We start from the raw sequence: 20654 nt of genomic DNA, 5'->3' as shown, positions 1-20654 counted from the left end.
ACCCGATCAATCCCTGTTTGTGATGTATTCTGTGCCGCCACGCCTTGGCATTCTTGCTTCTGGTAAGGGAAGCAATTTTGTGGCTATTGCTGATGCCATTGCCCAGGGTCAACTTGAGGCAGAAATCGCTGTTCTCATCTACAACAATCCCGATGCCCCAGTCAAGGAAAGATGTCAAGAACGAGGCGTTCCCTCTATATTGCTCAATCATCGCCAATTTGCCACGCGAGAAGCCCTAGACGAACGTATTGCCCAGACTTTAGCCGCATATCAAGTCGATCTGGTAGTCATGGCAGGTTGGATGCGCATTGTGACCAATGTTTTAATCGATCGTTTCCCCCGTCGGATTCTCAACATTCACCCCAGTCTGTTGCCTAGTTTCCCTGGTCACCGTGCCGTTGCCCAAGCCCTGGAGTATGGGGTAAAAATTACGGGTTGCACTGTCCATATCGTTACCCTAGAAGTCGATCGGGGACCTATCCTTGCCCAAGCCCCTGTGCCCGTTTTGCCCAATGATACAGTGGAGACACTCCATCAACGCATTCAACAGGCAGAACATCAAATCTACCCCCCCACAATCGCTGCCTATCTGGCACAACTAACCCATCATCATAGCCGCGTCAGTTCATAACTCCAGCACAGCAGCCGCCACCACGATCGGGTAAATCGTTTTCTGAACCAGGTAGGCAAATTCTGCACCAGGGCAGGCAGCCAAGGGCGAAACAGCCAATTGAGAAAGGCAGCCCAGGTAAACTCCCAGTAGCTCCGCAACCAGCGCAGGATGTCCCTTGTACCTACCATTTGCCAAATCCAGACCACTAGCAGGGGATTTTTATAGGCTGCTCGCAGCGCCAAGTCATTAAACGTCAGCCAATCCACGCGGTCCTTGATAAACCGATCGCTTACCTCTGGCTTACTTTCTGCCAACACAGCAAAAAAAGTATTCAAAATGGCATTAATCCGTTGCGGGGGCAACTGTCTAGTACCAGTCAACACCTCTGTCGGCACCATCATGCCGCGGGAAAACAACCAAGTCACTGCCACATTGCTTTGAAAAGCGTTGATCTCCTGGAGAAATTCCTCCCCTAGCAAATCCTCCCTGAGAGCGCGATCCAGTAACTCCGATAGCCGCGGTAAATTCCGCACCAACGAACCAAATCCCGTAAATACCAAAGGTGACTGTAAAGCTGCCGCATCACCGATCGCCAACACCCGCTCAAAAGAAACTACCCGCGATGCCCTAGTCAAACTGTAGTAGCCAGGAATATAGCCAAAAGTGGGCTTGAGCCAAGTTAAACGATCGAGGTCACAGCGGCGATACTCAGGTAGAATCGTAAAAAAATCCTCATACAGTTCCAAGAGGGAACCAGGGTAAGCGGGATGAATGTGGTGGTAGTGAAAAAGATAGATAGTGATTTCATCCCCCCGCCCCGGAAACAACTCCCAAATTAACTGCCTACCCCTAGAAATATCCCCATGGCTGTTGAGCACATCGCCGTAGTCGCAATCCCATACCACAGGGTCAATTCCCCGCACCACTGCCCCCACCGTCGGACAGACACTGTCAAAGGGGCGTCCCTGATTAATTTGGGCCGCGATCGGGGAAGCAGAACCCATAGCATCAATCAATAAACGCCCCGTAATCTGCAGCTCTTCCTCCCCCCGCCGTCCATAGACCACCACACCCCCAGCCCCCACCACTGCCCGCAGGAATTCCGTGCGATCGAAAATTACCGCCCCATACTTGTGCAGCTTTTCCCCACAGAGAGCTAGGAGCTTTTGGGCATCGATCGCAATATTTAAGACCGTAGGAGTATGCAAGACAGGAGAACGGAGGTGGGGAGGATTATTGCCATCAAAAAACTTGTGCAAGCCGTCTTTGTACTCCCTGGCAATCACCGCCTCAAACTCCGCTGCCGTAAACAGACCAGTGTCAAGCAGGCGTTGCAACTCCCCCCGCGAAATATTCCACTCCCTGTTCATGCGGGCAAAGGGCAACCTTTCTATTACACACACGCGATAGCCCAATTTCGCCATCATAGCGCTGTGAATCGCACCCAGCGCCCCCCCCACATAAACAATGTCATATTCAGGTTGCACCACGTCAGCTGTCTTGGTCAGGACTCCTGTCACTTTGTTGGCTGAGCTTGTTGCAGCGGTTGCTGAGCTTGTTGAAGCGGTTGCTGAGCTTGTTGAAGCACAAATTTCTCGCCAGCATTTTTCCCACCAATAGACCCTTTCCAGATCAAACTCCCCCTGGGGAAACTTCTGGAAGTACTGCACTGTGCGGGGATAGTATTCCTGCAAATCCTGAAAGATGGAGGCCCCCGATCGTGGTGGCAATTGAGGAGACCGATAGGGAAATGCCTTTCTTAGTGCCTGGTCGAATTCCCCTACTACTCTTTTTTCTGCCCTGTACTCCTCCTCACTCCAGCGAAAAACCTTCAAATAGGTCGATCGTTGTACAGACCAAACAAAAACAGACAGTTGGGCATTACCATCTTCCAGGAGACAACCACTAGGGGTTCTAATTTTTTTGCCCACGGTAGGAGTGTAGCCATGCCAGAGCCAATCCAGCACAGCTTGTGTATCAGGTGTCGGTACTTCGCGATAGAGCAGTTGTTGCATCAATGCACCCGAATATAGTCATACACCCCTACGTATTTTTCGCCAGGAATGCGCCAAGAATTATCATACTTCATCCCTTGAATTTGCAGTTGCCTGAAAGTATCCCGATCGGTCTTCCAGAGGCTGATTGCTCTTCCCAGGGCTGATTCGAGGGCATGCCAGTCCGTTTGGAAAAAGACGAAACCATTGCGCTCTTCGGGGGGATGATAGGTGTCATAGTCCCAATCAAAAACGGTATTCACTAAACCGCCTACACCCCGCACCACAGGCACAGTCCCATACTTTAGACCAATCATCTGGGTCAACCCACAGGGCTCGTAATTGCTGGGGACAATGATAATATCAGCTCCCGCGTAGATCAAATGGGATAGCTCTTCGTTGAAACCAATCTCCAAATGACAGTCAGGATTATTATTCAAATATTGCTTTTCGTGCCAAAACCAGGTGCCAATGTGGTGTTCCGTCGCTGATCCCAACAGTACAAACTGGGCTCCCTTACCCAGGGAATAATATATAGCATGGTGTACCAGATGCACACCTTTCTGTTCATCTAGCCTGCCAATGTAACAAACGATCGGTTTATCAGGGTCATCTTTGAGCAGTAATCTTTCCCGCAGAGCTTTCTTGTTTTTTTCCTTCTCCTCGATCGTGTCGATAGTGTAGTGGAAGGGGATATAACGATCGATTTCGGGGTTCCACACACTGTAGTCCACCCCATTGAGGATGCCGCCAAATTTCACCTGATGTACTTCCAACGTAGGTTGCAGACCGCAGCCAATGTCACTAAAGCGCGCTTCCCAGGCATGGTGGGGCGACACCGTATTGATGTAGTTAGAGTAAACAATTCCCCCCTTCATAAAATTGATAGCTGTGGGGTGACGATTATCCTGCAACCTATCCCAGTGGAAATAGTAATCTTCCCGATTCAGACCCGTACCCCAAAGTGGCTCTGGGCCGCACACCCCCTGGTGACGGAAATTGTGAATAGTATAACAAACCCTTTGATTCCACATCCCGTGATACTTGTAGATTTCGTAGAGCATGACGGGGAGCAGACCCGTTTGCCAATCGTGGCAATGAATGACATCGGGACGTTTGTTAGTTACCAGGAGAAATTCCAAAGCCGCTTTACTGAAAAAGGCAAAGCGCATGTGGTCATCAAGGGCACCGTAGTAATGCCCGCGATTAAAAAAGTTGTCGCCAGAGTGGGGTTCAATGAAAAAGCACAGCTGACCATGCACCCAACCACAAAAGACCGTGCAGTGAATCGCTCCCCCGTACCAGGGCACCCACATATCCTGATAGGCAACGTGCAAGCCCCAGATGTGGTCATAGCGCATACAGTCGTATTTGGGGAGGATCACCTCCACACAGTGCCCGCGCCGTTCTACCTCACGGCTTAGCCCGTAAACCACATCACCCAGACCCCCCGCCTTAATGACTGGGGCACACTCCGTGGCAACTTGGACAATATACATACATACCTAGTGACAACCTGTAGCAATCATAGCAAGATTCGGGGTTTCTTCCCCTCCTACCCAGGGTCAAGTCGTGGCACTAGGACAGAGATCAGCCAAGCCACAGCGATCGCAGTGAGGTTTTCTAGCGTTACATACGGCGCGCCCGTGATAAATCAACCGTATCGACCAATTCTCCCACTCCTGCTGGGGTAAGAGCACCATCAAATCCTGTTCAATCTTGCTGGGGTCATCACTCTGAGTTAAACCCAATCGCTGGGATAGGCGTTTGACGTGGGTATCCACTGTCACTCCCGCATTGATACCAAAGGCATGGGCTAGCACTACATTGGCAGTCTTGCGCGCCACCCCGGGTAATTGCAATAACTCCGCCATTGTCTGGGGCACCTGCCCCTGATATTTCTCTACCAGCAGGCGACAGGTAGCTTGGATATGCTTGGCTTTGTTGCGGTAAAACCCTGTCGATCGGATCAGTGTCATCAACTCTTCTGGGTCAGCTTGAGCCAGGGCATGGGCATCGGGGAAGCGGGCAAACAGGGCAGGGGTAACCATATTCACCCGTTCATCCGTACATTGGGCAGAGAGAATTACCGCCACCAACAGTTGCACAGGAGTAGCGTAATTGAGGGTGCAGGTAGCATCAGGATAAAGTTGTTTCAAACGATCGAGAATTTCAAGGGCGCGTTCTTTCACGGCGTTAGCTGGGAATTTGCATGTATCATAGGCTATGCTAGTCTAGTCCACGGGAGCACAGGGGTATGATGAGAAAGGGAATAGCTGTACTGCTAATAATTTTGCTGACTTGCTTGGGTGGATGTGTGTCGCCTACGAGCGGCTTACTACCCTACAGTGACGCGCGGGATGGCTATCGCTTTCTCTACCCCAACGGTTGGGTACAAAAGTCAGTCCAAGGTGGCGCCGATGTTCTCTTCCATGATATAATCCAGCCCCTGGAAAATGTATCCGTCGTGATTGGTGAACTTAAAAGTGTGCAAAAGCTAGGGGACTTAGGCTCGCCCCAGGCAGTGGGGGAACGGGTTAGGGATAGAATCATTGCTCCCCCCGAATCCAATCGCAAAGCAGAACTAATCAGTGCTACCAGCCAGACTGTCAATGGCAAAGAATATTACTTACTGGAGTATGCTATCGATGCCGGTAATGGCAGGCAACGCCACGACCTAGTAGCAGTGACAGCTAACAACAGACGGCTCTACACCCTTGACATTTCAGCCCCTGAGAATCGCTGGGCGAAGGTAAAAGATATGTTTGAGCAGGTAGTGCGATCCTTCCAAGTGGAATAGATGACCCATATTCTCATCATTGATGACGATCCTTCCGCGCGCTTGATTATTTCCCGCTCCCTCGCCAGGGAGGGATATGAAGTGGTACAGGCAGAAAATGGCAAACAGGGACTGGAAATTGCCCAACAAATTACCCCTGCTCTGATCATTTGCGATTGGAATATGCCCAAGATGAATGGGTTAGAAGTATGCCGCCAAGTGAAATCCCATCCTGACTTGATGCACACCCACTTTATTCTGTTGACAGCTAGAGATGAAGTGAGTGACTTAGTCAGGGGTTTAGAAAACGGGGCTGACGATTTTCTATCCAAACCAGCTAACCCCAGTGAACTAAGGGCTAGAGTTAGGGCAGGTATTCGCCTCAACAGGGCTAATCGGGAATTGCAGAGACAAAAACAAATTTTAGAGGAGGAACTAGCTCAAGCAGCTCGTTATGTGCGATCGTTGCTGCCGTCTGAATTACAAGGAGAAGTACAAACCCAGTCCTATTTTCTGCCTTCTATTCAGCTGGGGGGAGATTGTTTTGATTACTTTTGGCTGGACGATCAGCACTTGATTATCTATCTCCTGGATGTATCGGGTCATGGCGTGGGCGCTGCTTTATTATCTGTCTCTGTGCAAAACCTGTTGCGCAGTGCTCGATCGGACGCAATTGCCATTGATCTAACCCAACCCCAGGCAGTTCTGCATAAACTAAATGAAACTTTCCTCATGGAAAACCACCAGGATATGTTTTTTACTATTTGGTATGGAGTCTACAACCGTCACAATAACCAGCTCAGCTATACCAGCGCGGGTCACCCGCCTGCCCTCCTAGTTACGCCCAAGGGCACAGAGCATTTAGGCACAGCCAGTTTACCCATTGGTGTGGTACCTGACAGTGACTACCCCCCACAAACGGTAACAGTTCCCCCCCAAAGTCGGCTGTACGTGTTTAGCGATGGTGCATACGAGATTCCCCAGGCTGAAGGGGGCATCTGGGGTTTGGATAACTTGACTAAAACCATCAGCCAGACCTCCCATGGTTTAGAAGTGGTACTGCAAGCAGTCAAAGGCATGAAACTAGAGGATGACCTCTCTATCGTGGAACTCTACTTCGCCTGAGATACACCCAAATCCTGCAGGCAGCTTTCCCGATCGGGATAAATCTTAAAAATTTTGCTCATACTGGTGAGGTTAAACAGCATTTGCACTTGTTCGCTAAGGGAACAGATGTAGAGGTCGCACTGGGACGATCGGGCAGTTTTGAGAGCAGACACCAGAGCACCCAACCCAGAACTGTCCATAAACGTCACATCTTTGAGGTCAATCAGGATCGCTTTAGGCTTGAGGGCAACTGCACCTGATATGTCCAGCCGAAACTTGGCAACGTTAGTTATGTCCAGTCTTCCAGAGGGTGCAATGATCTTGATGTCAGCATTCATAACAGACTACAGTTACAAATACACCCATGATAAAGGTAAAAGGCAGTTTCGTAAAACCCCCTGCAGTGGTGATAGTATAGTTAGCTGTGTTTCAGCTATGGGTTGCCATGAAAGTTGTCAGTTCCCTCAAATCAGTGAAGAAACGTCACCCTGACTGCAAAGTAGTGCGGCGGCGAGGCAAAGTCTATGTCATCTGCAAAACTAACCCCAAGTATAAAGCCAGACAGGGCTAGTAATTGATGCCAAACCCGCGATCCCCTGCAGAAAGCAACTTGGTTGGTGAGCTTGACTTCGGTAAACCCAGTCCTGCGGTTGACCCCCCGCCTAGTGAGCTTGTCCCATCAGAGTTAGACTGCGCTAAACCCAGTCCTACGGTTGAACCCCCGCCTGGTGAGCTTGTCCCATCAGAGTTAGACTGCGCTAAACCCAGTCCTAGGGTTGAACCCCCGTCTGGTGAGCTTGTCCCATCAGAGTTAGACTGCGCTAAACCCAGTCCTACGGTTGAACCCCCGTCTGGTGAGCTTGTCGAACCAGAGCCTGCTAAATCCCGCCTAGTTGGTCGAGTCTTTGCCACGGAACAATATCCCAGTACCCCTGACACCTTCTATTTTTGGACAGAATGGGATTCCCCTGTGGGCATTGGCACGATCGTGCGGGTCACAGTCCCTCAACCTTCCCAGCGGCAGTTCTACAAGCGGGCGGACTATTGGCACATCTACGGCATTGTCACGGAAGCGCAGGGCTATACCGACCTCGTATCAGCCCTCTATGACTACATTGGCTCTGACCAGAATCCCCATTTGGCAGACGCAGCTCCTACCAAGCGTCCCGAAATTCGTACCTTCAAAGCCGCTGTCCTGCGCATGGAGCCGGAAGAACCTATGCAACCTGTCCCGATCGGACCCGTTTATCTGGCAGCGGACGAAGATGTGTTGGTCTCCCTCAGGATGAAGGAATATGTGGACAAAGGGAGGGGCATTCCTGTAGGGGTGTATGTCAAGGGGGGAAGACAATCCCCTGTCTATCTGGACGCGGATTTTTTGCTGGGACCGGAAGCTGCCCATCTCAACATCACAGGTGTCTCCGGCTTGGCCACCAAAACTTCCCTGGTGGAATTTCTCCTAAAAAGTATTTTTACTCACTACTATCCCGATCGGGCGGATAAGGGAGTAGCGGCAGTTTTTTTCAACGTCAAGGGACCAGACCTACTTTACTTGGACATACCACCCAAAGACGGTTTATCTGCGGAAGAGCTAGAGATTTACGCAAAACTAGGCATTCCACCCACGCCCTTCGAGAATGTCTACTACTATGCTCCCTATAAACCCGATGGTATTAACCTCAACACCCTACGCACCCATGCCGAGTTGATGCACAACGTTTATCCTCTGCGGTGGGGGTTAAAAGAGATTTTTGAATATACAGAAGTGCTCCTTAACAGGGATGATATAGATGCCAAGGCAGATGCCTTACTGTCTTTGATTGAGGAAAAAGTAATTAACCATCCCGATGTGCGCTATACAGAAGGTGTGAAAGTCACTGATTTTGTCAAGCTAGAGGAATGGTTTCAGCGGGTAATTGAGTCACTACAGGCAGACAACAAAAAAGAGTGGTATAGTCATCATCTAGCAACTATTTACAAGGTACGCAATCGCTTAATTAATATTACAAACAGATGCAAGGGCTTGGTGGGTAATGATGAAGAGGTTAGTGATTTACCCTGGGGCAATTTCCGAAAGAACACAATTTATGTGATCGATGTGGCGAACCTAGAACCTGCCGCTCAGGATTTAATTTTTACCAGAGTTGTCAGCAAGATTCGGGAGTTATTAGAGTTAAATGCTTTGGGGGTAGAACGGGTGATAATTTTTGTGGATGAGTTAAATAAGTACGCTGGCACAGATACAGGCGATACCTATTTAAGACGTACTTTGCTAGACATTGCCGAACGGGGGCGTTATTTGGGGGAAGTATTATTTTCCGCACAACAATTTCGGTCTCAGGTACACAAAAGAATTGTAGGTAACTGTGGCACTGCTCTGTATGGACGCATGGATATGGACGAACTTTCCACCCCTGGTTATAGCACTCTATCGGCAGCAGTTAAAACCAAATTAGCCACCCTACCTAAAGGGGAATTGATGATTAGACACCCCCACTTCACCCAACCAGTATTTGTCAAATTTCCTCGCCCCCCGGTAATGACTGGTAACGACGGCAGAATGCTTTACCCCCCCCAAGAGTCCCTCAGTTTTGCCGAAGCGATCGTTTGTCGTCTGCACAAGCTTGATCCCTCCCTCTGTCCCCATAAAATCAAGGACATTATTGCTGGCATAGATGCAGAATTGGTGCTTAAACAGGTGAATACGATCGAAAGAACACGCCCCAAAGATATTTTGGGGATGCTAAAGAATTCCCTGAAGACTGTACCTGTGCGCCCGATTAACAGCAACCCCCACAAGGTACCAGTAAAACCAATAGTGTTTGATGACGACCCCTATGGCGACTAGCTAGGAAAAAATTACAGGTAGAATGAAAGCCAGAACAATGCTACTTTCGGTTTTAGTAGTCGATCGGAATGACTGATTTTTAGACCACTTAACCAAGCAGAATAAACATCTGTCTTGAAAATGCGGTTACTTAACATTGAGAACAGTAGAGGCACTCCGCCAACTATTAGACTGATTAGCAAGTGTGCTATAATAATTACCACCAACCAACCAAATAAATGAGCTAAGTACTAGCTACGATCAATCTCTCCCGCCACTAACCATTCTTCTTTTACCATACGCCCTGTCATTACAGTAAAAGTAATTGTTAACAGTATTAAGGTATTAGCCAAACGATGACTGGTTTAGGTAACTGTTTTAGTTGTGGCAGTAGTTCCTGTTGTAGTAACCGCCGATAACCCACATGAAAACTATATAAAGAAGAGCAAAAGTATTAAAGCGATCGTGTCATGAATTCCCTCAATACCTGGAATCTACCCCCTAGGGTTTATCGTAGGTGTTATAGACTAAGAAACCCGCTATCAGTGCTAGTATACCAATATAGCGGTTACACCATGTAGGATGTGCAGCAGAAGCGGTTGATAGGGAATTGACTTTGCCATGACAGATAATGGGATAATTTTCCAGTTATGTGTGTATGATGTATAGGGGAGCTAATTGTTAGGAATTGTCTCTGTCGATTCTAGGTAATCCAACTGGCTTGTTGCGAAAAACGCGGTACATCAACCACAGAGACCCTACAAAATAACCAGAAGCTAGTGTTGCTTTCATCAGTGCGCCAGGAATTTGACTGAAAGTCTCAGGATTGGCATTTCCTCCCAAGGCTAGATAACTACTCAACCACAGAAAAAACAAGACCAGAGATACTTTTGCTGTTTCTTTCACCTGTCCTTCCTGGTGCTTCAGTAAAGCAATTAATGAAGGAATAACCCCAAATACAGGTACAAGACAAAAATAAGCTCTGATCTTGCGTTTGTCCATTATGCCATTACCAGCTCAGGTCGCTTACTGTTGCGGATTTGTGAAATTGCTTGAGCATAATCAGGGGCTTTGAAGACTGCCGAACCGGCCACGATCGCGTTAGCTCCCACTTCCAACACCTGCCAAGTATTGTTAGCTTTGAGACCGCCGTCCACCTCAATCCAGGGATCAAGACCCCGTTCGTCACACATTTGCCGCAGTTTAGCAATTTTGGGGACAACCTGGGGAATGAAGCTCTGCCCACCAAAACCAGGGTTGACACTCATAATTAGCACCAAGTCACACAGGTCTAACACGTATTCAATGAGACTGAGGGGTGTAGAGGGATTCAAAGACACTCCCGCCATTTTCCCCAGCTCTTTGATTTGCGCCAGGTTGCGATGGAGATGGGGACAGGCATTGTGTTCCGCATGGACAGTGATAATATCTGCCCCAGCTTTGGCGAACTCAGGCACGTACTTTTCCGGTTCCACAATCATCAAATGCACATCCAGGGGTTTCTGGGTGACAGGACGGATTGCTTCTACCACCAACGGACCGATCGTGATATTGGGGACAAACCGCCCATCCATGACATCCACGTGAATCCAGTCCGCCCCTGCCGCATCGACATTTTTAATTTCCTCCCCCAGGCGACTAAAGTCAGCAGAGAGAATAGAAGGAGCAATCACTACTTGTTTTTGAGCCATGACCAAGACCGCTTTAGATTTCCTTTATATTAGCGCAGTCGGTTGCCCCTCGATCACAGCGCTGCGGTCAGCTAACTGATTACTGCTTCAGGAATAGTCATGCTAAAATAATCCCCACTCTAACAGTAGACAAGCTCTATGCCCAAAGCAACGTCCATTGCCATTGCTCCCAGTCGTGTCCTCAAAGGTAAACAGGTTCTCCCCACACTAGGGGAAATGCTCCAAGGGGAGCGTCTCTTTGCTATGGCGGGTCAGCGGGCTTGGGATGTTGTCTCCCCCTACCTAAAGGGCTGGGATGTGGTTGTCAGTGAACCGATCGGGGAGTGCTGTGAGGCTCAGCTAGAGCGTTTGCAGCAGCAGGTAGCAGAACTACAACCTACCTTTCTACTGGGGATCGGGGGTGGCAAAGTGCTGGATACTGCCAAATTCATTGCCGATCGGTGTCAATTGCCCATTGCTACTATCCCTACTAGTGGTGCCACCTGTGCAGCCTGGACAGCATTGAGCAATATCTACTCAGAAGCAGGGGCTTTTCTCTACGATGTTGCCCTGGGTAAGTGTCCAGATGTCGTAGTAATTGATTACGAGATTTTGGCGACTGCTCCCCCCCAAACGATCCTGGCGGGAATTGGCGATGCCCTTGCCAAGTGGTATGAAGCCTCTGTTAGCAGTGGCAGTAGCGAAGCCACCTTAGTCATCAGTGCAGTACAAGCAGCAAGGGTATTACGGGATATTTTGTTCCAGAAAGGACAAGAGGCGGTAGAACATCCCGGCAGTGCAGTCTGGCAGGAAGTCATGGATGGCACGATCGTTATGGCGGGATTGATTGGCGGGCTAGGGGGTGCCCAGTGTCGCACTGTAGCGGCTCATGCCATTCACAATGGTTTAACCCATTTACCCCTGAGTCATCACAAGCTCCACGGGGAAAAAGTAGCCTATGGCATCTTAGTACAGCTGCGCCTAGAGGAGTTACAAGGCAATCAATTAGCAGCCACTGCTAGGCAACAACTGTTGCAGTTCTATCACAGTATAGGTCTACCCTGTAGTCTGGAGGATTTGGGCTTAGGGAATATTAGTTTGAATGAACTGCACAGAGTAGCAGAAATTGCCTGTCAACCCCGCTCAGACATCCACCGTTTACCTTTCAGTGTATCGATCGAGCAGGTGCAGGCAGCGATGGTTTCTACCACAGCGCCTCTAGTTCGTGCTTGATGGAAATTGCTACTTGGAATGTCAACTCTATTCGCTCTCGCCTAGAGCAGGTAAAAAATTGGCTGTTAGCGCATCCCCAGGTGGAGTTATTGGCGGTGCAGGAGACAAAAGTTACTGATTCTGATTTCCCCACCGCCCCCTTGCAGGAACTGGGCTATCACGTTTACTGTTGGGGACAAAAAAGCTATAACGGCGTAGCATTCATCACCAAAAAAGAACTAGCCACTATAAAACGGGGATTTGCCAGTGTTCTGCCCCAGGCTAAGATTTGGGATGAACAAAAACGAGTAATCGCCGCTCTCTGGGATGACATCCTGATTGTCAATCTCTACTGTCCCAACGGCAGTGCAATTGGCAGTGACAAGTATGCCTACAAGTTAGAGTGGTTTCAAGTCCTCAAAGAGTATTTACAGGTTTTACAAGCAGAGCAAGAACGTATTATTCTCTGCGGCGATTTCAATGTCGCTCTTACGGATTTGGACATCCATGACCCCACAGCCAGGGAAACTAAAGTTATGGCATCAGATGCTGAACGATCGGCATTGCAGTCCATCTTAGACTTAGGTTTTGTTGATATTTTGCGGAAGTTTCACCCAGAGCCGGGACACTACACTTGGTGGGACTATCGCAGTGGTGCCTGGCGGCGCAATTGGGGCTGGCGGATCGACTACCATTTCGTCTCCTTACCCCTCGTTGACAGGGTGAGTGATGCCTGGATTGACCCTGCCCCCCGCCGTTTACCCCAGCCTAGCGACCATACTCCTGTGGTTTTACAGTGCTGACCTCGCGGTAGAAAATACTGTTTAGTTCCTGATGGAAAGCTACCTGGGCACGGTTGGTTTTCCCCCCTACGTAGAGCACATCCCCCTGACACAAACCCCATACCTGACTGTAGCTGATATAACTCATCACTACCCCCACCATCAACAGGGCAAAACCTGCATAAACGATCGGTACCCCTGGGTCAGCCTTGATTTGTAAGCCCGTTGCTCCCACCACCTCTACCAGTTTTAACCTGATCCCATTGACCTCTACAGCCTCTCCCACTCTCGTCGTGTGCAGTAAATTTCCCTGGGGGTCAAAAATCAGAACTGTCCCTTGGAGGTCAGGTACAATCAAGGAAATCCCCTCGCTGAGGTCAGGTTTAGTAGGCAACCATGTCCCCCACACTTTCTGCCCAGAGGACTCCGCCTGCAGAGGGGATAAAGATAACTCCAAAATAGGGCTGCGGTTGAATTGAAAGCGAATTTTACTGATGTCCCAACTGGCCTGGTAGAAAGTCACCCCCCCAAACCGCAGGGGATGGTTGACGTAGATGGTATCCCGATCGAGTTCTTTTCCCTCCCGATCCAGGATAGAGAGGTCGGAATAAAACTGGTCAATTTTCCCCTTCTCAGAATAGGCAATCCAAAACCGATTGACCCGCACCCGCCAGTCCTGGGGTAGCCACTTTTTACTCAATAACCCTGCCTGAGTGATGTTGGTAATAGCAGCCGTCTCCCCACTAGGAATCATCGCCTGTGCCATAAATCCCCCTAGAGCACCCACGATCGCCCCCAGTAAAATCAGCAACATACTGGCATGGACAACTATTGGTCCCAGCCGCCCCACTAAACCCTTACTAGCATAGAATTGTGTATCTGTCTGCCAGACACGATAGCCCCGTTTTTGCAACCCCACCACTACCTCCGCCCAACCCGTCGCTGGTAAGCTAATCGCATAGGGCAGCTTGAGAATAGTTTGGGGCTTCTGCACAAAAAACCAGCGTTTTGCCACCTTGAGCAAAGGAATCTGGCGATAGATCGTACAAGTGACCAAACTCGCCCCAAATAAAATCAGTAGAGTCAAAAACCACCAAGTACTGTATACTCGATTGAGTCCCCAGGCCAAAATGCGCTCATAGGTTAGAAACCCGAACAAAGCAGGCTGTAGGGGATAATTTTCCCTATAAAAGTCCAAGGTTTGCCCCTGTTCAATCACCGTCCCCACTACGCTAAACAGGGCAATTAGTAACAATAGGGCAACAGCAAACCGTAGATTAGCTAATAGAGATACCAGCTCCCGCCGCCAGGAACGCAACTTAATTCCCTCGAATTGCCTTTACTTCCCGTAGGATTACCATCAAACCTTTGTTTTGGTTATCCACCTGTTGCAGGATTGCTTCAATTTTCTTTTCTAGGTTAGCTAGGGAAGCTTCCTGCTTTTGCATTTTGTTAGTGATCGCCGCCAGCCGCGCTGCCACCTCCCTTTGAATTAAACTCTCTATGCCTTGAATTAGGAGATGTTCTGTTGCCGCCAGCTTATCCATCAGAGCTTGGGATGTCTGTAGGGTTGTCTCAGGCGCAGGGGCGGGGGCAGCAGCAGCACTAGTAGAGGAGACATGTAGGAGCTTCTTGATCCGATCGATAAGCACCTCGGCTTCAAAGGGCTTTTCCAAAAATTCAAACCCCTCAAATGGCTCCGGCACATGCTCTGCTACCTGTTCCCGCAAACCAGAGATCATAATTACCGGCGTATCCTTGAGGGAATCAATCCGCCGCATCGCCTGCAGAGTTTGATAGCCATTGTACTTGGGCATGACAAAGTCGAGCAAAATAATATCGGGCTGGACACTGCGGGCAGTCTCAATACCGGACTTGCCATCGCTGGCTTCAATCACCTCAAACTGGTCAGCTAAGATGTTTTTAACCATCTTGCGGATCATGATGCTGTCATCAATTACCAATACTTTTTTTAGCGCCATTGTCCCGCCCTACTTTTAACTGCTGTAAAACTGAAATGTAACCTTGTCTCCCTTACCTAGAGAAATTCTATCCCCATCACGCAGACGGTGGCGATTACCGGGCGGCAGAGGCACATTATTGATGTAGGTACCATTAGAACTGCCCGTGTCTTCAAAGAAGAAAGCATCCCCTTCAATGCGCAGGTCAGCATGTACCCTTGACACAATATCGGAGTCAGGAAAACCTGATACATCAATGTCAGGAGGAATAAGGCTGTTAGGCTTGCCAATATGTATTACTGGCATATCTGTTGGTATGTCAATTCTAGCGTTAGTCTGCAGGTGGATGAGATGGGGAGTGCCTTTGCGGGGAGCAGGTTTTTCCTCCTCTGCCTCGATAGGCTCCTCTATTTCTAGCTCCTCCTCTTCGAGGTGCTCTTCCACAGCGAACTCTTCTTGATTTAAGTTTTCCATCAGCAAAACTTTCCGATTGCACACCAATCTAATCATAGCGGGAATAGTCCCAAAATTGATATACTTTGTCACCTCCACAAAAAGATCGACCTAACTTGGGGAGTTACCAAGGCTACTGGTCTGTGCTCAATCGGGAGGATTAGCCAATCGCTCCTGTAGCGCCCGGAGTTGACTGGTTATACTTATGGGGGGGTGGGGTGGGACTGTGTCTAAATTGGGCCAGACCTTGAGGTCGTCGCAGGGACAGGCCTGTGCCGATCGGGGTCCCAACCCAAGGCTAGGTAATGGTAAATCACAGCGGGGACATGGCAATAGCTCATAATTAGCTGCTAGTAGTTGCTGCAGGTTGAGGTTTGACCCCTCCAGACAGGTGGACTCAGGGTGTGCCTGCCCTTCCTGCCAAATCTCCTCAAACCTTGTGGTGTAGTGGTCACCAGCAATTACCCGATCGAGTTTTACTTTGCGCTCACCAATTACCAAAGAGCGTCCCAACTGCATCCAGTAGGCTAAATATTCTTTAACTTCCTCTTTGCTAGCCATAACTTCACCTCCCTTATCTTAAATTTTAGACAGAATCGATCGGGAAATATGTTGATAATTGTTGCGACTACTGATACAAATGGAAATGTTTGTCCTGTAAGATTTGCAACAAATACTGACCGTAGGAACTTTTGGCGAGGGGGAGAGCTAATGCCTTGAGTTGGTCAGCAGTAATATAACCTAAGCGGTAGGCAATTTCTTCAATGCAAGCTAATTTTAATCCCTGTCTTTCTTCTAAGGTCTGCACAAAGTTAGCTGCTTGATGGAGGGAGGCATGGGTACCTGTATCTAACCAGGCGTAACCTCTACCTAAAATTTCTACTCTTAGTTTGCCCTGGCGCAGATAAATTAAATTCAAGTCGGTAATTTCTAATTCGTTACGGTGGGATGGTTTTAGCTGCTTGGCATACTCCACCACATGGTGGTCATAGAAATAAATGCCAGGGACAGCATAGCGGGACTTGGGCTGAGTGGGCTTCTCTTCTAAACTAATGGCTCTACCCTCGCTATCAAATTCAATTACACCATAGCGTTGCGGGTCGTTGACCTGATAGCCAAACACCAAGCCACCTGATTGTAACTTAGCGGCAGACCGCAGAATTTCTGTCAAGCCATGACCGTAGAAAATGTTGTCCCCCAGAATTAAACAAACTGGCTCCCCGTTAATAAATTCTTCCCCTAAAATAAAAGCCTGGGCCAAGCCTTCGGGACGGGGCTGTTCCACATAGCTAAATTGCAATCCCCACTGACTTCCATCCCCCAATAATTCTCGAAACAGAGGCAAGTCTTTAGGGGTAGAAATGATCAGAATTTCCCTAATTCCCGCTAACATCAAAACTGAAAGGGGGTAGTAAATCATTGGCTTATCATAAACAGGCATTAACTGCTTGCTAATTACCTGGGTAATCGGATAGAGCCGCGTACCTGAACCCCCTGCTAGGATAATTCCTTTCATGCTTTCCCTTGACAAGCTAGTAACCGATCGTTAATTGCTTTTACCAAAAAAATGCCGTTGATCCAAGGTAAATGCCCCCGTGGTGCCCGCAGAGAAAAATTGAGTTCTTCGTACCGCTTCCAATGATAGGTGTTAAACAGAAGATTATGCACCCGCCACCCTACCCGATCGCCGAACAAGGATAGGGCACGATTTTGGTCCCATAGTAACTGAGTGCACTGCTGCCAAATCCGCGCTTGTACGGTAAACCCAAACCGATCGTGACTAGCTTCCCGCCATAGGCGGTCGATCAACAGCAAATCCCCACAGGGCAGATTGAGGATATGGGACTTAGTCACTCGTTGCGGGGCATGACAGAGTTCCCCTACAGTTTGTTGCGTCCAGAAATTAGCTGCTTCCCACTGTTGCCGCCGTAGTAGCTGTTGCAGGTCGCGGTAATAGATGCCACTGGCGGTAAATAGGGCTAAAGCCTGCTTAACATGAGATTCCTGCCGTTCCCGCAACAGTTCATAGGCAAAGTTTCGTAAATTTTTGTCAGAATGGCACAAATATTGCATAATAATTGCGATACCCTCCTGACCATACTGGAGAGCCGATCGCAGTAATTCCTGTTGTTGGGGAAAAGCTTGGGCATGGACAAGGGCGATCTTGATCCCCTGGATACCCCCCATAACAGCGGCCTGGGCAGGACTATTCCCCCCCAGAACGGCATCGGATTTTTGTGGTTGGTTAGGAGTGGTCATCCGTTAAAATTTAGTTCATCTTGCCTGTGGAGGAAAGTCCTATCGCTATTTTATCGCCCCCCTCTCACCCGATCGCTACGGAAAAGCAAGAGGCTGTCTTGCATATTGTTGGCACGGCAAAGCTAGCTGGTCACGTCCCCATCAGCGGAGCCAAGAATTCGGCGCTGGCGTTGATGGCAGGTGCGCTGTTGTCCAGCGAGGGTTGTACGATCGCTAATCTCCCCTGTCTAGTCGATGTGCAGCGCATGGAGGAAATTTTGGTTTCCCTGGGGGTAAGAGTGCAACGGGAGGACGGGCGGATTCACCTTGACACCTCCTGTTTAAGCAGTGCCCAAGCTCCCTACGAACTGGTCAGCCAGATGCGGGCGAGTTTTTTTATTATTGGCCCCCTCCTGTCCCGTTTGGGCATAGCCCAGATTCCTCTGCCGGGTGGTTGTGCTATCGGCGCACGCCCAGTGGATCTACACGTCAAGGGGTTGCAGGCAATGGGTGCAGAGGTGGAAATTAGTCATGGTATTGTGCACGCCTCCTCCCCCAGGGGACGTTTACAGGGAGCCAAGATATACTTGGACTACCCCAGTGTGGGGGCAACGGAAACAATTATGATGGCAGCCACGCTGGCAGAAGGAGAAACGGTTATCCAAAATGCGGCCCAGGAACCGGAAGTGGTAGACCTAGCCAATTTCTGTCGCACCCTAGGAGCAAAGATTTACGGGGCGGGGTCAAAAACTATTGTCATTGTTGGTGTACCCCAACTCCACGGCGGCGAATACACGGTCATCCCCGATCGGATTGAAGCCGGTACCTACATGATTGCGGGGGCGATTACTCGATCGGAGATTACCCTTAGTCCTGTCATTCCTGAGCATTTAGGGGCATTGATTGCCAAGTTAAGGGAGATTGGCGTGACGGTAACGATCGAGGGTGCCAATTTAATACGCGTACAGGGCAGGGGGGGCAAATACCGGGGCGTGGAAGTTGAAACCTCTCCTTTCCCTGGCTTTCCCACAGATATGCAAGCGCAGTTGATGGCTCTTTTGACTATCAGTGAAGGTAACAGTGTTATTACCGAAACAGTATTTGAAAATAGATTGCAACATGTGGCGGAACTCTGTCGCATGGGGGCAAATATCCGCACTAAGGGGAATGTTGCCATTGTTACGGGGGTGAAAAGTTTGTCAGGGGCACCGGTCATGGCAACGGATTTGCGAGCATCAGCAGCCCTGGTACTAGCAGGACTGGCGGCAGAAGGGGAGACTCAACTGCGGGGCTTGCACCACCTCGATCGGGGCTACGATCGCATTGAAGAGAAACTAAGGGGTTTGGGAGCAACCCTCTACCGTGTCTAAAATAGAGCTAAGCCGATGATGGGATTCGAACCCATGACCTGCCGATTACGAATCGGCTGCACTACCGCTGTGCTACACCGGCAACAGAGTTAAAATATAGCACATGAAGAGACTAGGCTGGCTAATACCCCTGCTGGTAGTAACGATTGGGGGGACAGTGACAGTAAACCTCCAGCGGCAAAACCTCAGTCGTATTACCCTGGGTCAGACCCCAGAAAGCGATCGGGTATGGATAGAAAGGGAGTATCGCAACCTCAAAGCCATGCAGAAACTGCCCCCTGGCGGCTTTGGCTTCAATAACATCATTGCTGACTGGTACTTTCTATCCTTTTTGCAATATTATGGCGACGACGTAGCGCGGGATGCACACCAAACAGGTTACGGCTTGAGCAAGGAGTATTTCCGCATCATCACTGCCCGCAAGCCCTATATGTTTGCCAGTTACTCCTACTTGGTTTCCAGTATCAGTATCCATGGGGGTGAGCCGGAAGTCACAGTCCAGCTGTTGGAGTCAGCTCTGACACAACTGCAACCCGAACAGTTCTACCTGACTTACATTGTCTGGAATCAAAAGGGGATAGAAGAATTTCTGTTCCTGGGGGATAACAAAAGAGCACAAAAATCCTACCGTAAAGCTATAGAAGCCCTCGATCGAGCTACATTTCCCCCTTCACTACGAGAACAGCAAGCAGAGTTACGGAGTATTTTCGCCAAGCGTATTGAATTCCTCCAGCAGCGATACAACCGCAAAAGTCTGCAGCGTATGGGCTGGTTTTTGGTGTTGCAAAATGCCCCTGACTTAAAGACAAGGAAAGTAGCGGTGGCTAAATTACAGGAGTTGGGGGTACCCATAGAAATAGATGCAGAGGGGGAAATTAAATTCAATCCCCCCCACAAAAATTAACCCTCTTGTTCAATGTAGAGGAACATAATCGCCATAGTTACTACAGGGAGTAACCACATAACTACAGGAATTAAAATCCAGGGCAGAAAAGAAGCAGCGTAAGTTCCGGTCATGTTTTTTCCAATCCTTTCTTTCTAGGTTTGCAGGGAATTTAGTTAACTAAACCGCGCAGGATGGCATCGACACCAGCGAAATTCTCCAGCAGGAAGTAAGCCACAAAGGCACTACCAGACCCACCTAAGAAGAAACCGCCGGCAAATTGCGTCCAATCCTCCGAAGATTTGAGGACAGCTTTTTCATCCCGTCTGCCATTTTGGAAAGTGACAATACCATAGGCAGCCAAACAAGCTGTACCCAGCAGAACAAGCACGATCGCGGTCACCAGACCACCCAAGTTAGCCGCAGGGGCGTAGTCCCGCAGGGGACCGACCACCACTTCTGGACCAACGAGGAAGTAGCCGTGGGCCATACCAATTTCCAAACCCCTGAGCAGAGGAGATAGACCAGGGCGGTAGGCAGGCAAATTGCCAATGTAAGCCCGCACCAGGGGAGAATCACTGATGGGCGTAGATAAATGCCCCAATTGAGGGTCATCATTATAGGGTTTGACAAAATCAAGCGCCATATCTATAGACTGTTCCTAAATGACTACGGGCTATTGTAAATTTAAGGTGAATAATTCCGATCGGTTTCTCTGCGATTTGTTAAGAAAGTTCACAAAGTCCCAGGAGTAGGACTAGAATA

General features: G+C 49.2%; 22 protein-coding genes, 1 tRNA gene and 1 pseudogene. 9 read left to right on the top strand and 15 right to left on the bottom strand.

Going from position 1 to position 20654, the window contains the following annotated elements; genetic code table 11:
- Positions 1-22 precede the first annotated feature (22 nt).
- Positions 23-631, top strand: coding sequence for a phosphoribosylglycinamide formyltransferase (purN, locus tag NZM01_09035; GenBank protein MCS6960180.1), 609 nt, complete (start codon positions 23-25; stop codon positions 629-631).
- Here purN and NZM01_09030 read toward each other — a convergent pair.
- The 3 genes from NZM01_09030 to nth all read right to left on the bottom strand — a co-directional run bounded on the left by NZM01_09030 (position 610) and on the right by nth (position 4799).
- The gene (locus NZM01_09030) at positions 610-2628 is read right to left on the bottom strand and encodes a flavin-dependent dehydrogenase (GenBank protein MCS6960179.1); all 2019 of its coding nucleotides are present in this window, start codon (positions 2626-2628) and stop codon (positions 610-612) included. The two genes, purN and NZM01_09030, sit on opposite strands and share 22 nt — an antisense overlap.
- Positions 2628-4106 (bottom strand): glycogen synthase GlgA, encoded by a 1479-nt coding sequence (gene glgA, locus NZM01_09025; GenBank protein ID MCS6960178.1) that lies wholly within the window; start codon positions 4104-4106, stop codon positions 2628-2630. Before glgA ends, NZM01_09030 begins: the two co-directional genes overlap by 1 nt.
- A 66-nt stretch (positions 4107-4172) precedes the next feature.
- Positions 4173-4799 carry an endonuclease III gene (gene nth, locus NZM01_09020; GenBank protein ID MCS6960177.1) on the bottom strand — a complete coding sequence of 209 codons (627 nt, stop codon included), beginning with the start codon at positions 4797-4799 and terminating at the stop codon, positions 4173-4175.
- Between the two features lie 65 nt (positions 4800-4864).
- Between nth and psbP the strand changes: the two genes are divergently transcribed.
- The gene (psbP, locus tag NZM01_09015) at positions 4865-5407 is read left to right on the top strand and encodes a photosystem II reaction center PsbP (protein MCS6960176.1); all 543 of its coding nucleotides are present in this window, start codon (positions 4865-4867) and stop codon (positions 5405-5407) included.
- Entirely contained in the window at positions 5408-6511 is a 1104-nt protein-coding gene (locus tag NZM01_09010; GenBank protein MCS6960175.1) for a SpoIIE family protein phosphatase, read from the top strand. It abuts the gene before it with no gap.
- Here the strand turns inward: NZM01_09010 and NZM01_09005 are convergent.
- Positions 6499-6831, bottom strand: coding sequence for an STAS domain-containing protein (locus NZM01_09005; GenBank protein MCS6960174.1), 333 nt, complete (start codon positions 6829-6831; stop codon positions 6499-6501). The two genes, NZM01_09010 and NZM01_09005, sit on opposite strands and share 13 nt — an antisense overlap.
- Before the next feature lie 107 nt (positions 6832-6938).
- On the opposite strand from NZM01_09005, the gene ykgO reads away from it, so the two are divergent.
- Together ykgO and NZM01_08995 are read left to right on the top strand one after the other, a co-directional pair.
- A complete protein-coding gene (gene ykgO / locus NZM01_09000) occupies positions 6939-7064 on the top strand; it encodes a type B 50S ribosomal protein L36 (GenBank protein MCS6960173.1) in 126 nt (41 codons plus the stop codon).
- 6 nt (positions 7065-7070) lie between these two features.
- A complete protein-coding gene (locus tag NZM01_08995) occupies positions 7071-9341 on the top strand; it encodes an ATP-binding protein (protein ID MCS6960172.1) in 2271 nt (756 codons plus the stop codon).
- 660 nt (positions 9342-10001) lie between these two features.
- Here the strand turns inward: NZM01_08995 and NZM01_08990 are convergent.
- Positions 10002-10322, bottom strand: a complete 321-nt coding sequence (locus NZM01_08990) for a hypothetical protein (protein MCS6960171.1) — start codon at positions 10320-10322, stop codon at positions 10002-10004.
- On the bottom strand, positions 10322-11011 hold the full coding sequence (gene rpe, locus NZM01_08985) for a ribulose-phosphate 3-epimerase (protein ID MCS6960170.1): 690 nt from the start codon (positions 11009-11011) through the stop codon (positions 10322-10324). The genes NZM01_08990 and rpe overlap by 1 nt, the downstream gene beginning before the upstream one ends.
- Before the next feature lie 138 nt (positions 11012-11149).
- Here rpe and NZM01_08980 point away from each other — a divergent pair, with 138 nt between their 5' ends.
- Both NZM01_08980 and xth read left to right on the top strand, forming a co-directional pair.
- Positions 11150-12223: an iron-containing alcohol dehydrogenase family protein gene (locus NZM01_08980; protein ID MCS6960169.1), complete on the top strand. Its 1074-nt coding sequence runs from the start codon at positions 11150-11152 to the stop codon at positions 12221-12223.
- On the top strand, positions 12223-13005 hold the full coding sequence (gene xth, locus NZM01_08975) for an exodeoxyribonuclease III (GenBank protein ID MCS6960168.1): 783 nt from the start codon (positions 12223-12225) through the stop codon (positions 13003-13005). The genes NZM01_08980 and xth overlap by 1 nt, the downstream gene beginning before the upstream one ends.
- Here xth and NZM01_08970 read toward each other — a convergent pair.
- The 6 genes and pseudogenes from NZM01_08970 to NZM01_08945 form a co-directional block, all read right to left on the bottom strand.
- The gene (locus NZM01_08970; protein MCS6960167.1) at positions 12971-14302 is read right to left on the bottom strand and encodes a cytochrome c biogenesis protein; all 1332 of its coding nucleotides are present in this window, start codon (positions 14300-14302) and stop codon (positions 12971-12973) included. The genes xth and NZM01_08970 overlap by 35 nt on opposite strands.
- Before the next feature lies 1 nt (position 14303).
- The gene (locus NZM01_08965; protein ID MCS6960166.1) at positions 14304-14966 is read right to left on the bottom strand and encodes a response regulator; all 663 of its coding nucleotides are present in this window, start codon (positions 14964-14966) and stop codon (positions 14304-14306) included.
- A gap of 15 nt (positions 14967-14981) precedes the next feature.
- Positions 14982-15296 (bottom strand): annotated as a pseudogene (locus NZM01_08960) (FHA domain-containing protein).
- 249 nt (positions 15297-15545) lie between these two features.
- A complete protein-coding gene (locus NZM01_08955) occupies positions 15546-15959 on the bottom strand; it encodes a hypothetical protein (protein ID MCS6960165.1) in 414 nt (137 codons plus the stop codon).
- Positions 15960-16026: 67 nt separating this feature from the next.
- Positions 16027-16914: a glucose-1-phosphate thymidylyltransferase RfbA gene (rfbA, locus tag NZM01_08950; protein MCS6960164.1), complete on the bottom strand. Its 888-nt coding sequence runs from the start codon at positions 16912-16914 to the stop codon at positions 16027-16029.
- Complete coding sequence (locus tag NZM01_08945) at positions 16911-17657, bottom strand: GUN4 domain-containing protein (GenBank protein ID MCS6960163.1); 747 nt, start codon at positions 17655-17657, stop codon at positions 16911-16913. Before NZM01_08945 ends, rfbA begins: the two co-directional genes overlap by 4 nt.
- Positions 17658-17683: 26 nt before the next feature.
- Here NZM01_08945 and murA point away from each other — a divergent pair, with 26 nt between their 5' ends.
- Positions 17684-19006, top strand: a complete 1323-nt coding sequence (gene murA, locus NZM01_08940) for a UDP-N-acetylglucosamine 1-carboxyvinyltransferase (protein MCS6960162.1) — start codon at positions 17684-17686, stop codon at positions 19004-19006.
- 10 nt (positions 19007-19016) lie between these two features.
- On the opposite strand, the gene NZM01_08935 is transcribed toward murA, so the two are convergent.
- Positions 19017-19088 (bottom strand) — tRNA-Thr (locus NZM01_08935).
- Positions 19089-19109: 21 nt separating this feature from the next.
- On the opposite strand from NZM01_08935, the gene NZM01_08930 reads away from it, so the two are divergent.
- Complete coding sequence (locus NZM01_08930; protein ID MCS6960161.1) at positions 19110-19910, top strand: hypothetical protein; 801 nt, start codon at positions 19110-19112, stop codon at positions 19908-19910.
- Here the strand turns inward: NZM01_08930 and NZM01_08925 are convergent.
- Both NZM01_08925 and NZM01_08920 read right to left on the bottom strand, forming a co-directional pair.
- A complete protein-coding gene (locus NZM01_08925) occupies positions 19907-20023 on the bottom strand; it encodes a photosystem I reaction center subunit VIII (protein MCS6960160.1) in 117 nt (38 codons plus the stop codon). The genes NZM01_08930 and NZM01_08925 overlap by 4 nt on opposite strands.
- Positions 20024-20061: 38 nt before the next feature.
- Positions 20062-20535, bottom strand: coding sequence for a photosystem I reaction center protein subunit XI (locus NZM01_08920; GenBank protein ID MCS6960159.1), 474 nt, complete (start codon positions 20533-20535; stop codon positions 20062-20064).
- Positions 20536-20654: the final 119 nt, after the last annotated feature.

It is taken from the genome of Pseudanabaenaceae cyanobacterium SKYG29 (assembly GCA_025055675.1).
In the GTDB taxonomy this organism is placed as follows: domain Bacteria; phylum Cyanobacteriota; class Cyanobacteriia; order Pseudanabaenales; family Pseudanabaenaceae; genus M5B4.
The sequence above is the reverse complement of the archived record's forward strand: the minus strand, read 5'-3'. Positions and strand labels throughout refer to the sequence as shown.